The 15,407-nt window shown below is 32.6% G+C and carries 7 protein-coding genes; 1 reads left to right on the top strand and 6 read right to left on the bottom strand.

The window, feature by feature from the left end; genetic code table 11:
* Positions 1-38: 38 nt before the first annotated feature.
* From FFS26_RS13320 to FFS26_RS13310, 3 genes are all read right to left on the bottom strand, one after another.
* Positions 39-6,725, bottom strand: coding sequence for an AAA domain-containing protein (locus FFS26_RS13320; protein ID WP_137905235.1), 6,687 nt, complete (start codon positions 6,723-6,725; stop codon positions 39-41).
* Positions 6,726-6,888: 163 nt separating this feature from the next.
* Positions 6,889-7,737, bottom strand: coding sequence for a GIY-YIG nuclease family protein (locus FFS26_RS13315; RefSeq protein ID WP_137905234.1), 849 nt, complete (start codon positions 7,735-7,737; stop codon positions 6,889-6,891).
* Between the two features lie 459 nt (positions 7,738-8,196).
* Complete coding sequence (locus tag FFS26_RS13310; protein ID WP_137905233.1) at positions 8,197-8,694, bottom strand: hypothetical protein; 498 nt, start codon at positions 8,692-8,694, stop codon at positions 8,197-8,199.
* Positions 8,695-8,990: 296 nt separating this feature from the next.
* On the opposite strand from FFS26_RS13310, the gene FFS26_RS13305 reads away from it, so the two are divergent.
* Complete coding sequence (locus FFS26_RS13305; protein WP_137905232.1) at positions 8,991-9,401, top strand: helix-turn-helix domain-containing protein; 411 nt, start codon at positions 8,991-8,993, stop codon at positions 9,399-9,401.
* 55 nt (positions 9,402-9,456) lie between these two features.
* Here the strand turns inward: FFS26_RS13305 and FFS26_RS13300 are convergent, their stop codons facing one another.
* From FFS26_RS13300 to FFS26_RS13290, 3 genes are read right to left on the bottom strand one after another with little or no spacing between them, the layout of a single operon-like run.
* Positions 9,457-10,701, bottom strand: coding sequence for a restriction endonuclease subunit S (locus FFS26_RS13300; RefSeq protein WP_137905231.1), 1,245 nt, complete (start codon positions 10,699-10,701; stop codon positions 9,457-9,459).
* Entirely contained in the window at positions 10,694-12,289 is a 1,596-nt protein-coding gene (locus FFS26_RS13295; RefSeq protein ID WP_137905230.1) for a class I SAM-dependent DNA methyltransferase, read from the bottom strand. The genes FFS26_RS13300 and FFS26_RS13295 overlap by 8 nt, the downstream gene beginning before the upstream one ends.
* 2 nt (positions 12,290-12,291) lie before the next feature.
* Positions 12,292-15,363: a type I restriction endonuclease subunit R gene (locus FFS26_RS13290; RefSeq protein ID WP_137905229.1), complete on the bottom strand. Its 3,072-nt coding sequence runs from the start codon at positions 15,361-15,363 to the stop codon at positions 12,292-12,294.
* Between the last annotated feature and the right edge of the window lie 44 nt (positions 15,364-15,407).

The following is a 15,407-nucleotide window of genomic DNA, read 5'->3' as shown; positions in this document are numbered from 1 at the left end:
CATATAAATTTCTATCACTGATTTTACAATATTGATTTCTATTTTGAATTAGTTGAAATCTGAAAATCAATAGAAACTGAATTTTTCTTTATAAAATATTTATAAATATCTGTTGCATATATATTTACATCATCATGATTAGTTATAAAAGTATTATCATCAATATAAGAGCTGTTGTTAAATAGGATATTTTCAATATTTGAAGAACTCTTAATCTTTACCGGTTCCATAAAAAAATCAGCTGCAATGCTTTTTATTTTGTTAATGTGATGATTACGTTGTAAGGTATTAAAAGGATTAACAATAATCAAATAATCTCTCGCCCTACTTACAGCCACATTATAAATAAAATCGTTAGCCAGTAATGATTTCGGATGAGGAGACTGTAGATAGCTGCTCGGATTTGAGATATAGAAAATAATATCACATTCATCTCCCTGGAACCCATGTACAGTATCAGCAATTACCTGAATGTCTGTTTTTAAAGTGAGCCCGGCATTTAATCTATTACATAACACGGCCTGTGCTTTATAAGGTGAAATAATTCCAATTGTCCATTTTTCATTTTTATCATTACAACGATCAAAATATTGAATAAATTCATTGATTAAAATACAGGAATATAAGTGGTAAGAGCTGTAAATCAATTTGTTGATACTGAATAACTGATTGTCTTTTTCTAATGGAATATCAAGAAAAGTAATCGGAGAATCTAGAATTTGTGCTATTTTTGCAGGTAGCTCTCTTTTGCTTTCTGAAGTTCTTTCGGATGAAACACTTCCTTCATAAGAAAATTGACTGAAGAGATTTCCTATTTCAGGGACACTTCTATACTGAATCATTAAGTTTTTTACAGTATCAATATCACGGATTTCTTCTTTTTGATCACCCTTATTGAAACTTCTTAGGCCAAACATGGAATAGATATTTTCTGTTTCAATATCTATTTCTTCTCTTTCATTATCACTTAGCTCAGGCACAGGAGGGATCTGCTTAGGATCTCCGGCAATAATAAGTTCAGAGGAGGTATTCTTTTGGCTTGTAATGATAGCGCTGAAAGTTATATACGGAAGATTAATCATTGATGCTTCATCAATAATGATGTAATCCCAGAATTCTTCAAGGTCATACATAAACAACCATGAGTGCTCTGTGCTGATTTTGAAATAAGAATGTCTGTGTATTGTGGAAATAATGACATTACCTTTGTAAAGCTCATCACGATTTAATTCATTACTATAAAAAGACTCTGGTAGGGTTTCTGAAGTAGGCCCGGATAAACGGATAAATTTTCTGAACTTATCTTCATACAGCTTCTCTGCTAAAACATCACATGCTTTGTTGGTAGGAGCCAATACAAGTATTTTGACATCCGGGTTTTCCTTGTAAAGCGTTTTAATCTTATCCTTTAATGTTGTCGTTTTTCCTGTTCCCGGAGGACCGTAAATATATTGAATAGCAGGAAATTCTGTTTCAATATTATCCCAGGTATCTAAATGTGTGAAAGCATTACGCAGCCTTTGCAACAGATCGATAGTGGGTTGATAGGTAATTTCAGCCATAAAGAAAGATGCAAATATTTCGTTAGGTAAAGCTTCATCAATGTGAATAAGTACCCTCTGATTTTTTTGAGAAATACTACTTATTTTAGCTGTTTTTGTATTCTTTCCATAATAGAATTTTATAGTAACATCTTTAGACTCATCTATATTTTCAGGGATTGCAGAATTACATGCAGATAATTTGTAAAATTTGGCTTTAGTAGTCTTGCTAAATTCCTTGAAGCGTAAGGTTTTATTCTCAGAAGAGGAGTTTTTTTCATTAACTGTATTAAGATATTCCAGATATTTTAAGAACCAGTCTTTAGAATATTTGATATTTTCTTTAATCTCTGTAATGATACTTTCTCTTTCCAGCTTTCGCTCTTCTTTTTCTATTTGAGTTTGTAATATTTCTTTGATGTCTATATGATCTAAATTTTTTAAAGCTTCTGATATTGTAGCATTTACTGTGTTGTAGCTCTCTTCCAGCTTTTTAAGTGCACTTTTTAAATTATAATTTGCATACCTGTCATATTGAGCAGAACTGTAGTAATCTACTATATATTTTAAGGATTTATCCGTAGTGTAATAAATATGCAATGTATTTCCCTTTTGCTCTAGCCATGTATTATTAGTATATTTTACAGTACAGAGTTTTACAGTCTGATGATTGATCTTTACTTTGATCGCATATTCTAACTCATTGGCCTGATAGATTTCAATATTTTTTATGTCTTTTTTCCATTCAGTATAAAAGTAGCCGTTTAGAATTTCCGTAGACTCGTCTACAATATTATAAGAAATGTCTATTTCATTATCTGTTAAGACATCATCGGCAATTTCTTTATAGATAATTTTATACTCTGTAAGAAAAGTTGACAAAAGATCATCATCTGTATTTTCAAATACCTGATCTATAATATCATAATTAAAAGGCCAAATATCTTCCGTATCATCAAATATAATATGCTTTGAACCAGAATAAATTAAAGCAATTTTTTTATTTAGATTTTGAGCAAAAGCAGAGTGTAGCTGCATTGCAATCTTTATAACGTTTTCATTATTAAGATCAAACTTTATTTGATTTTTTACAAGATAACCATACAGTAAGTTAAGTTCCTCTTCAGTAAAGCTAAATACATTAATATCCGAAAAATTGTTCGAACTAGCTTTAATTCTGTTGATTAATTGTACCGTAGGATCATCATCAAACCTAAACCCTATTTTTTTCAGAAAATCCTGCTTATTATCATCTTCAGCACTCCAGAAGTGAATAGCTTTTACAAAGTCATTGTTTTCGTGTGTTGACAAACTATTTAATAATTTTTGTTCTGAACTTATTTCCAGATAATCAGTCACCAACTCCTCATTTATATATTGTAAATCTCCTGTGGTATTTAAGAAAGCATTATATAAAAAAGCTATTTTTTCGATGATCGGAAGCTCTTTTTTTAATAAAGTAAAATCAGAACTTTTGGTGAGATGAAATTTTGAAGATAATGTAAATTCAATATTCAATGAAGTAGTAATAATGTCATGTAAAAGAAGCGGTTCATTATTGAACGATTCGTGAATCAAATTACCGGGAATAAAAAATCTGTTGTTTTCTTCACTGAACTGGAAATACGATGAACCTAAAAAAGAGTATTCATTATCTGCATTCAAAATATATAGAGATGATATTTCTTTTTCAGAAAAAACATTTGAAAACAGTAAAAAATAAAGCTGATAGATCGTATTGATTTCATTTTCATCTTTTAATTGATTCAGAAATAAAGGTTTTAAACTTGTCAAATCTTCTATAGAATCTAATTTGAATAATTTCTTAAAGAATGACTGATCTTTAGCCGTACCATTTATGAACTTATCATAAAATATTCCTACCGATTTATTGTTCTCTATTTCTTCAGAAAAAATATCGGAAAAGGTAATCAACCTGTAATTTATCAGAAGATTGGGTATTTGTGGCAATACATCTTTTAAAGGTATGTGTTGACTCTCAGAAATAATATAAATTTTATTCTGCATAGAATCTACATCAATAAGATTATTAAGACTTTGCAGAAATAATAAATGCTTTTGGTTTATTTCATCTGATACAGAGCTATTAAGCTCAATTTTATGCATTGACTCAAATAGTTTTACCCTTGAATCTTCATCAAATGAAACTATAATATCCATTGCCTCTGTAGCTACCGTATCTATATCTTTATGTTTTACAAAGAAATCAGTAATCTCTGTATTAAATTTTTGTTCTTTTAAATGAACCAGGGAGCTGTATGAATTCAGCTCTTCAGGTAGCTGTCTGTAGCAGGAATCTTTTTGCTGATTAAAAAAATCAATGATTTTATTTTTTTCACTATAAAACTGTTGTGTAATATAGCCTGATACAATATCATAATTCTTACCATTGGATATGATTGTATTATACTCAAAGAAGTCTAGTTCCAGAACTTTTGCAAGCTCAAGAATATTCATAATTTCTTCCTTGGAAAGATCATTCAGCAGCAATTCAGGATCTTTTAATTCTGATTTATAACCAAATGGCAGATTAGAAGAAAAAAGAGAGGATGCTTCTTCATCAGGAATATAAGCTCCAAAATATTTCAATAAGTTTTCCTGATAAAAAGGAAGATTTTCTATTTTCTTTTTGGGAATAAAAATATACCTTGAACGGATGATTTTCTTTCCGAAAATAATTTCATCATAATCTGATAAAAGTTTTTTTTCCTTTTCATCCCAGTTAGAATGTTTAAAAGCATACTCTATTTCTCCTTTTATCTTTTCTGCATGAATAGTATTTACTGAAAGGTGGTTCAATACGTCGCTCCATTGAGGGTAGTAAATTCTCTCATAAAGATTGGCAGGATCTGTTTTCAGGTAATTTAAAAGGATGTTAATATTTTCAATCCCTTGTAGCTGATTGGTATCTATTGATAATAAACCCGCCAGACCTCCTTGCAGATTCAGCATTTTGCCAAAGGGCTGGTAAATACCAAGATTGTTTTTATAAATCTTCAAATGCCTGATTCTTTCTCCCGGTGTATCGTCCAATTTCCTGAACACTTCGAATAGCATAAACTTTTCTTCGTTAGTTAATGAATCAAGTTTTTCATCTGAAACATGATTGCTGAAGTTTTTTGTAAGGTTCGTATACAAAAACTGTTTAAGCTCATTTTGCTGAAAATTGGTTCTGAATCTTTCGATAAAGCTGCCGATATTAGATGAACTTGTTACGATACCAGCCTTATTAAAAATCTCTTTAGCCTCGTATGTTCTGTCATTTAATAAAATGTAAGGATAGTCTCCGATTTCTTCGATAGAGCGGATTAAATGATCTGTAAATTTTATCCATTTTATCCGGATTAAATTAGTTTTTTGAACTTCACTCAAACCAGATAAGCCGTTGGTTTTTAGTGTAATTTCATGATAAAAAACAGATATTCTGTCTTCATCTTTTTCCAGCCATCGGTTAATTTCTATATAAGAAGAGTCATTTTGAAGAATATCAAAAATGTTGTATCTTTTGAGAGCAAGCTTTTCAACTGCTTTATAAACAATATCACCATTTTCTTCATTATCATCAAAATAAAAATACTGATGGTTACCTTCAAATCTTATTTTGCTGTCCAGTATATATACCTGCTGATTTCTGTTGGAAGACAAGTCAATAAGGCAGGTTTCATCATTGTAGTTTTTAACTGGAACAAGTTTACTAAGTAATTGGTTGAGGGGTTGTGTGAAACACTCTGTAATCCATCTGCTTTCATTATTGTGTGTTTCGCCTGAGGTTAAAAAAGAAGCATACAGGTCGAAGAAATATTTTTGATTTGAAACAAAAAGAGTTTTTAGTTCAATCTCAATACGTTCTATCACTTTGCTAAATAATCTTTCATTTAGGCCAATTCCTCCTCCGGACTGAAGAAATACGCGGCTCGATCCTTTATAAAGAGCATTGGAATGGAAGATAAAATTGAAATTATGTACTTCCTGGCTTACCGGGAAATAGAGATAGAAACTTGGAGATCCTTTGAAATAATTTCCTATTTGATTAAATTTTCTGAAGCCAAAAAGAATTTCTATTTCACTTTCGGTATTAATGGTCTCTTTTTCATTATCAGATAATTCTGAGAAGTTCTTTTTGAAACGTATAAATGAATAATCATCAATATCCTCGGGATTTTTTGTAATCGTAAACTTATGAAACTGGAGATCCGGATGATGTACCTCTTCACCATTGATTACGGCTGTCTGTAAAGCCTTTCCTTCATTAGAGGTTTGTTTTAGCACAGCTAAGGAAAATTTTACACCAAGATTAAGATTGGGTTCTTCTCTCAGTTCGTTTAATTTTCCATCCCCAAGCTTCATTAAAAATAGAGCTCCTTCCTCAAAGTTATTTTTTAAATACCGGGAAACATGTTCTTCTTTAAGCCAGTTACTAAGGATTGATAAATCTTCTTGTCCAAAAGGGGATAAATTAGCTTTTTGTCCTTCCCAGATTGTAGGGATTTCTCCGTAGGCACAAGGAAAAGTAGTTAACAGAATTTTAAATAGCCAGGGGGTAGTATTTTCAAGATTAATATTTTCCGCAACATCAACATTATATTTAAGGTCTTCAACAATAACATTTGTACGGAAGTTAAGTATTTCATTGTTTTTCCAACTGTATAAAATGGGTCCATTAAGATGATTGACTAGTTCATCCAGAGCATCATCTTTTCCCACCAATCTGTGTGCGAGTTTAAAACCGATACCGAATTGTCCAATTTTATCTGAGGTATTTGCTTTTGTTGATGAACCAATATTAAGGATAGAACGTATGCTTGCCGGATTAAACATTTCTCCATTATTAATCACCAGCAAATAATCATTATCGGTAGCTTCATCCTTTTTGTAAAACATCAGAAATTGGGTACCACCGGCATCTACTGCATTTTGCAAAAATTCGTAAACGGCCTGGCCGTCCTTTGCCATGTCCAAAAATGATTTCAGCTTATTTTTTACGCCATTTTGAGCGGTACTGCTGCCATCCGTATCTCCAAAATATAAATCGAACCATCCTTTTGTTTTCCGTGAATGCTGATCAGTAAAGAAGTTGCCAATAAAATTTTCGTCCCTGTCAGGCATTTTTCTTACTTCATTTTTATAAATGCTTCGGTATTGCTGAATATTTTTTATTTTCATGCTTAAGTGTTGTTTTTATGATTTTAGTATAAGTGAAAATTGGATTTTGCTCTAAAAATACATATTAAAATCTGATTTTAATTGTGGGTTTCCGTAAATCCATAAATAAAAAAATACTGCTTATAAAAACAGTATTTGTATGGGTTTAGTCAAAGGTTATATTTTATATTTCCAGATGTTTTAATTGAATTCCTTCTTCCGTTTTCCATTCCAGGGGGCCACTTGCTGATCTTGCTAATGTAGCAGCCGCAGCTCTTGAGGAAGAAGTAAAGATATAGTCTTTAGTCAGCTTATAAAATCCGTTTTCTGTTTCTATTATTCCTTCAGCCAACATTTTTCTTCGCTCAGATACTATACCATCAGGTAGTGATGGCTGTTCTGCTATGATCAGAAGAGAATCTTTATATACAATAAAACCTTCTGTGGAAGGGCTGCCCTTCGCCCATGCACCAGCTCCATTTTTACAAAATAAAACCAATTGGTTGTTTTCGCCCTGTTCCATTGTTTCTTCCAAGGATTCAAATATTTTATGTCCCAGAGCAGCGGTAAGTATTTTAATATTGGATAAAAACTCCTCAAGTTCCGCCTGCTCTGCTTCAGACAGCTCTGGCCGGGTAGGGGTATTTTGATTAATTGTATATCGTTCCGCACTTAAAGCCAACTGATGAAGACGGTTTTCTAAATATTTAACACCGGCTTTATTTAAATACTGATCTTTACTACCGAAAAACAAAACTTCATTCCAGAAATCTTTGTTAGCAATATGGTGAGCAAGGCGGTCTGCAATTATTTCTGCTTCTCCAATATAGGCTGCGTCTTCATTATTATCTCCTTTGCCAATCAGTATATATACACCAGGCTTTCTAAATTCCGGGCGGGTACTGAATTCTCTTACTTTAATACGTGGGACTTTTATGCCTATGCCTGTCCAGTTACTGAGTTCTGCAGTGGTGAGACTATTAGGAGTACCATCTACCAGAAATAGACGTATCGTTTTTCCAAAGGTGTTCATTATTAGTTGAGTGTTTTAATGATGACAGGTTTCATAACATTTGTTTACAACTGGCAATAATAATAAAAATCTCCGGTTTCCGCTTACGGGAAAATGTAAATTTTTCTGTAAAATCTATTCTAATAACATTATATGAAAACTTAAAAATATTTCCAGCCACTATCACCTATTGCTACAGGCACTTATACAAGTATCCACAGTTACTTTTTAAATATCCACAACCGGATAGATAAGCCCTTGCAACAGGTTGTCCATATATCAACAGCCGTTCTTAAAATAACGGCAACAAGTTGGTTAAGTGTCTGCAGGCATTTCAGAATAAGCTGAAGACACTTCATTAATAACCTGCAGACAGTTTTTAAATGATAATACCCCCTTGGGTAAGGGGGTACATACACTTGTAGAAATGGGCGTTTGAACTTTAGAACCGCCTGTTGATATTTGTATAACCAATTGCTGTTAGTTCTTTACGTCATCAGAGGGAGTTACCGGAGGGGTAGAAGGGGTTGTGGTTACGAAAAACTGCTTCAGATCTTCATAAATGGTATTCGTTCCCGGAACATTTTCTCCTGAAAGGAATTTCATGTTTCTATAGAAGGTGATGGCATTGTGGTAATTATCGTGATCCAGCAAAACTTTAGTATCAGACAGCTGTTCTGTTAATGAGCTCATGATTTGCAGGCGTTGTTCTACCTGTTCTCTTCCCAGATAATCCTTATCGAATTCCACTTTATCTAAAAAGTTGGGAACATATTGGGGATATTGCTCCATGTAGATTTTGGCTTTATTGACGAAGAGTTTGTTCTGTTCCGCAATACTTCCGTATTGTTGTCTTTCCTCGGGAGTAAGATTGATGGTTTTTCCTGATAAGACCGTATCGATAGTTTGCAATGCCTGATCAAGTTTGGTTAGTTCTTCAGTGGTAAAACTTAAACTGATTAAATTGTCTAGTGCCATAATATTGTGTTTTTTGGTTTGTAGGATCAAATATAGCGAGTGCCAGGCATAGAAAAACAGGGGATTGTAAGATTTTTAACGCATGTTCGTCAGAAAGTGAAAACCAGATAACAGCGTTTGTTTTTTCTAACTTTTTGATGAAAAAAAGCGGGCATAAAAACGGAAATGACGAAATAGGAGAGGAGGCCCGTTTCACAGCATCATTGTAAAGAACAGAGATTGTAATTAAGCTGTTTTTTAAGGGGTGTTTTTATAAATATTTTTCTATATTTAAACCTCATAAATGTTGAATTATCATGGAACATAAAATACATCAGGGACGCAATGTAAAACGATTCAGAGAAATGCTGGGCATCAAGCAGGAAGCACTGGCTCTTGATCTTGGCGACGACTGGAACCAGAAGAAAATTTCTCTGCTGGAACAGAAAGAAATTATTGAAGACCCTCTACTGAAAAGAATTTCTGAAGTATTGAAAATTCCGGTGGAAGCGTTTCAGAATTTTGATGAGGAGCAGGCGGTGAATATTATTTCTAATACGTTTGGAGAGCACGCTTTCAGTAATTCATTTAATTATGGTACAATTAATTTTCACCCTATTGAAAAAATAGTTCAGTTGCATGATGAAAAGATTGCTCTTTATGAAAGGATGCTGAAGGAGAAGGATGAGATGATGGGTAGACTGGAGAGGTTGATTGAGAAAAAATAAACCTACAATATTATAATTGAAAAGCTCAACAGAAATGTTGAGCTTTTTTGTATTGTTAATCTTCTACTTTTACTTGTCCGTTCATTAGCATAGGTAATAGCCAGTCTCGTAAAGAAGCGAGTTCTTGGTTCTCCCTTAGATTATTATCAATTTTAAGATATAAGTTTGATACTTTTTTTGAAAAATTTGTAAGAAATTTCTCATCAGGATAGATTATGTATTTATTTAAGAATGTATCTTTTTGAAAAAATCCTCGTGCACTACCATTAGTTGTATTTTCAAGTTCTGTAATTACGTTTTGTAATAATAAATTTAAAAAAAACTGATTTCCATCCTTCGATTTAAATTTCCACATATTTTGGTTTTGTAAGGCAGGAAGAATATTAGAATTAACAACAGAAAACTTTCCAGTTGAAGCGCCTACCATTACCATTAAAAAATCAAAGCTGTTTAATTCATATTTTGAAAATTCTTTTGCCCTCTCTTCGGATATATAAACTATATCGTCTAAAAAAATATATCCATTATTAAAGTTTTTGGTTCTAATTATTTTAACCCCTTTAATATCATACCATTCACTTTTAAAGGCGTAACCATTTATAATATTAGATATTTCCTCAAGCTTCTTGACATTCCAACCTTCTGGAATTTCCCTTTTCAATACTTCATTATATACCATTTTTCCGCCTGAAAATTTGTAAGGTTTTCCATCTTCATTAGGAAAATCAAATTGTAAAAACCAATAATCATATAACGTTTTGGCCATTTGTTCCAGTTCTGTATTGATGATGTTATTGAGCTCTATTTTATCATCTAGAGCAGATAAAACAGAGGCAATTCTCTGTTGTTCTGTTTTTGTTGTGGGTACTAATATCTCTTGTCTTTTTAAAGCACCTTCATTTACTCTTTTTCTTCCAGAGGTACCTTCCATACAGCTGATAGCACGTTCTCTAAATAAAGGACTTCTTGCTAAATAATAAATGAATTTAGAATCAGAGTTTTCATTTTCTCTTAGTACAATAAACTCAGAAGAGCCGAATGCAACTTCATCTTCGTTTAAATTGTCAACATACGCTGTTTTTCCATTTTCAAGACAGGGTGTAATTTTAGCGACTAATGTATCCTTGTTACGGAATTTTGGTCCAGTAGAATATTCTAGATTCTCAGATCCATTAATTTTTCTTTGAAATATACCTAGCTTATCCATTCCAATTTTCCTTGTAATGGAGCCTTTTTTTATAGATTCATGAGGATTAAAATCAATGAATTCTCCAATAGAAATCTGTTTCCAATTACTCATATTTCAATGTTTTTAACTGATTCTGAATTTCGACATCTAATTCATTTCCTCGTCTAAATAATGAGGTCAATCGGTTTTCAAAGTCATTCATTTTTTTAGCAAATTCTTTTGGGCTAATATCTATATATTCAATCTTTACTTCAAAATATTGTCCCGCTGAGAAAGAATAATTTTTTTCTATTATCTGTTCTTTGGTTACAATTACAGAAAGGTCTTCTACAGGTACCTTGTTGTTAAAAGTCTCTATTATGTTCGCTTCTTCTTCACGTGTTAGCACGGTACGTTGGTTTTTGCCTTCTTTTACAGTATCACCTAGCTTGCTGGCATCCATAAGGACAATATGTTTGCTATCGGCTTTTTTATCTATAAATAATACCGATACATTGGTACCTGTGCTGGCAAAAATGTTACTAGGCATACTTACCACGCCTCTTAACCAGCCTTTATCTATTAAGCGTTCACGTATTTTCTTTTCTATACCACTTTGTGCTGTAATAAATCCGGTAGGAACTACAATAGCTGCCTTTCCTCTATCATTCAGACTGTGCATAATATGTTGGATAAACAACAGATAGATAGCCATAGATTCCTTTTTTGTTTTTGGTACATTAGGAATACCTGCAAAAAAACGTTCTTTAAAAGTATCTTTTTCCAAATCATCTCTGAAATCTGAAAAATCGAGTTTAAAAGGCGGGTTAGATACAATGTAATCAAATTTTAGTTTATTCAAATAAAATGGTTGAGATATGGTATTGGTTTTAATTACATTAGGTATACTATGTATGAGATCATTAAGAATTAGATTCAATCGTAACATAGTACTGGATTTCTGAGAAATATCTTCAGAATAAATAGTACATCTGTTCTCTCCTATTTTATGAGCTAAAGACATTAATAAAGAGCCTGAACCTACGCTTGGATCATAGCATTTTGCTTGCTTAACGGGCTCTGGAACCAAAATATTAGCAATAATACGGGAAACAGCATTTGGCGTATAGTATTCAGCATACTTACCTCCTGAATCAGAGTTATAATCTTTGATTAGGTACTCAAATATGTCTTTAAAGAAATCGTATTTTTCACTGAAATAGTCTTCAAAACTTTCTTCAAAACTAAATTCAAATAATTTGTTAATTAAGGCTCTACAAAAGTTATCACGCTCTGAACGGTCAGTGATAAACTCGCTTAAATCATTAAAAAGCAAATCCTTAGCTCCGGAATATGATTTTATGGAATATATATCTGCATTCTCTATACTAATACCTCTTAATGTTTCATCAAATGTTTTAGCAAAATCATCACTATTTTGATTATTATGTAAATGTGCAATTAACTGATGGGGTTTTAATCTAGCAACATTTTCATCTAACAAATCAACTAATAGTTCAGAATCAATATCTTTACCTAGTTCTTGTTGCTTTTTTTTTAGTTCGTAATGGAACTTATCATTTATAAATTTATACAAAAACATCTGTGATATGATCTTGAACTCGTTACCGTCATTTCCAAGACCAAAGTTAGCACAGACACTTTTTAGGTTGTCAATTAGTTGTTCGGTTTTAGCTTTGTATGTTATATCCTGCGTCATTTTTATATTCTGTTGTTATACAGCTGAAAATATTCTTTTCCAATAAGGTTACTGATATTTTGCCTGGTATCAGTGTCTAAATTTAATTTTTCTTCTATTACGAATTTTTGAGCAACCAATCGAACCAAATAACGTTCGAATAGCGCTTCATTATTTAAATAATCCTCCTGTCCTTCAAGTCTGGTATCTACTTCATTTTTTATCTGTATTAGTGCCCTGTGAAGTTGTATTTCTTTAGCATTAAGCTTGCCTTTTTCGGTCAGGCGTTTGTGGATGCGGACGTATTTTTCATCGTTGTTATACTTGGCTTTCAATAATGCATTTTTACGGTTCAGCTCTTTGGCTTCATCATATATTTTACGAAGCAAAGGTAAGTTTTCTACCATTTCGGCTTGCGTTGTTTCGGTGAGATTTTTTTTCTTGAAAATACGTTCCAGTTCTTCTCTTAAACTTACAAAAACTGGATCGTTCTGGTCAAAATTATTTTGCAGGGCTTCACGTGTTTTGCGAAGCTGATCTTTCAGTTCATCTGCCAGTTTTAGTTCTTCTTCTCCTACTTTAATAAATTGGAAAACAATATCCTCCAATGCAATATTCAAAAGGTTTTGAGTTTCTTCAGCATTAGCAAGATTTTCAAGAAGATTGAGATTATCTAAGCGATTTTGTGCTTCAATTAATAAGCGGTTTAGAATTTCAAAGTCTATGAGTTCTCCCAGTCCCTGTAAATCTTGCAATGCTATCAGGTTTTTTAATTCTTTTGCAGTGCGTAAGGCTTTTACCAACTGCAACAATTCTTTTTTGTCGGTCAGCTGAGCTATTTGCTGTGAGAATATTTCCCTGTTTTCAGTATCATAATGGAAAAGAGTTTCTTTGATATTGTCAATCTCCTCTCTGATTTCCTCTTCTGATTTGAACAGATTAGAATACATTTCCATTTCATCACCAAGCTCATCCTGCAATTCTTTAAAATACAGTTGATTGGTACGGTCAAAAGCTTTTGATATGTCAGCAAAATCAACTACATACCCATATTGATAGTTTTTATACGGGCGGTTTACCCGAGTCAATGTCTGCAATAAATTATGATCCTGAATAACACGCGCTAAATAAAGTTTTTTTAATCTCTTGGCATCAAAACCAGTCAATAGCATATTGTATACAAAAAGGATATCTACTTTTCCTCCTTTGTATGCTTTTATCAATTCTTTACGAGTAGATTTATCATTTTCATCATGCAGAATCAATGCAGCGGTTAGTTTATCTTTTTTACGTTTACCATAAGGAGCGGATGCTTCTGCAACTAATGGTAGTTTATCTGCATCTGTTTCCTGTTTGCCATATTGTTCTTCAAATAATTGGAACAACATTTTAGCCTGTTTAGAAGAATCGCAAACAACCATTCCTCCCAAAGATTCATCTTTCCAGCGATCTCTGAATTCTATGAGATCTTTAGTTATATAATTAAGTAATCCTTGTGCAAATGGTCTTTCGGCATATACATCCGATATTTTGATGTCTCCTTTCAGCAATTTGATCTGCTCCATTACTTCCTTCATTTCCATCTTAAAGCTTCCTTCGATTTCTTCACGAATCAAACGTAAGGTGTAGCCGTCTGCAATGGAACGGTTGTAATAGTATTTGTGAATATAGTTTCCAAAGAGTAGTTTAGAATCATACTCCTTTGTAACTTCTCTTAGCAATGGAGTTCCTGTTAATGCTATAATTACAGCATTTCTGTCAGAATTGATAAGATTGGCAAGGTAGTTACCTTTTGGATTGTAACTTCTGTGAGCTTCATCCAAAAAATAGACACGTTGAGTATTGATATCATAATCCGGTAGTTTAATAATCGTTGAATCTTCACTAAACTTCTGAATATTGACTACTGTAATTTCTGCTTGTCCACTATCATTATGGATGGCACCTACAACCTGCAAATCTTTAATAAATTCCTGACGGGAATTAACCTGATTAACTTTTAATCCACGATTAGAAAATTCTGTAGAAGCCTGAATCAATAAATCAATTCTATCTACAATAAAATAGAACTTTGGGATAGTATTTTGTTTCTGGTAATAATCAGTCAGGTGTTTAACATTAAAAAATGCCAATGCTGTTTTTCCTGAACCCTGTGTATGCCAGATAATTCCTTTGTTTTTTCCTTCACTTAATTTTTGAGTAATCGCCATAGTTGCAAAAATCTGCGGATAACGCATAATATGTTTTTGCAAACCACTTTCTTCTTCTACATAAGCAATGGCATAGCGAAGTATAAAAGCCAGACGCTCTCTACTAAATAAAGAGGTGAGGATACGATGTGTTGGCGTATAAAGCTCCTTATTAACTTTAAATTCAGGGCTATGTTTTATGACTAATAAATTATTGTCTTTTAGAATGGTATTCTCTTCAGAATCTGAAATTATTCCAAACTTTTGTTTAACCGGAAATTCTTCATCTTCACGGAAATAGTTGAAGTGCAAATCGGAATAAGCTGCTGTTGCATAAAAAGCTCCAAAAACAGGTTCTACAATACCATCTTCATATTCCATGTTATTGGAAAAGACCATCAATTGGGTAATATTGGCAAAACGTCTAAAGTGCTTGTTCTTGAAACGAGTATTTATACGAGTTCTTTCATCAAGTACACCTTGCTTGTTATGTGGTTTTTTTACTTCAACAAAAGCCAGTGGCATCCCATTTATCAAAATCGTAATATCCGGTCTGAATTCTTCGTCTCCATTTTTAGCTGTTAGTTCAGCTGTTACATGGAAACTATTATTGTTGAAATTTTTAAAGTCTATCAGTTTAATACCAGAGTTAGCAGTAAGTCTTTGAAAGAACTTTCTTCCTAAATCTTCATAGTCTAATTCTAAAGTAATTTCATCAAGGATACGTAATACCTCTTCTTTGGACACATCCGGATTGATGCGCAAAAGACTTTCTACAAAAATGTCTTCAAAAATATTAGTTTCATCTCTACGATTCTGTTCTGAAAATGGAATATACTTATAACCCAACTTCATAAGATGAAGAAGGGCAGGAATTTTAACTCTGGAATTTTCGTTAAATGCCATTAGGAATTTTCTCTGTTATTGGTTTAGTTCGGCAAAGATAAGAT

Origin of the sequence: Chryseobacterium sp. 2VB, assembly GCF_005503635.1 — a bacterium.
GTDB lineage: Bacteria > Bacteroidota > Bacteroidia > Flavobacteriales > Weeksellaceae > Chryseobacterium > Chryseobacterium cupriresistens.
The sequence above is the reverse complement of the archived record's forward strand: the minus strand, read 5'-3'. Positions and strand labels throughout refer to the sequence as shown.

Excerpts from the sequence above, each read along its gene's own strand:
- FFS26_RS13320 (WP_137905235.1), bottom strand. The coding sequence starts at position 6,725 with ATGAAAATAAAAAATATTCAGCAATACCGAAGCATTTATAAAAATGAA.
- FFS26_RS13315 (WP_137905234.1), bottom strand. The coding sequence starts at position 7,737 with ATGAACACCTTTGGAAAAACGATACGTCTATTTCTGGTAGATGGTACT.
- FFS26_RS13310 (WP_137905233.1), bottom strand. The coding sequence starts at position 8,694 with ATGGCACTAGACAATTTAATCAGTTTAAGTTTTACCACTGAAGAACTA.
- FFS26_RS13305 (WP_137905232.1), top strand. The coding sequence starts at position 8,991 with ATGGAACATAAAATACATCAGGGACGCAATGTAAAACGATTCAGAGAA.
- FFS26_RS13300 (WP_137905231.1), bottom strand. The coding sequence starts at position 10,701 with ATGAGTAATTGGAAACAGATTTCTATTGGAGAATTCATTGATTTTAAT.
- FFS26_RS13295 (WP_137905230.1), bottom strand. The coding sequence starts at position 12,289 with ATGACGCAGGATATAACATACAAAGCTAAAACCGAACAACTAATTGAC.
- FFS26_RS13290 (WP_137905229.1), bottom strand. The coding sequence starts at position 15,363 with ATGGCATTTAACGAAAATTCCAGAGTTAAAATTCCTGCCCTTCTTCAT.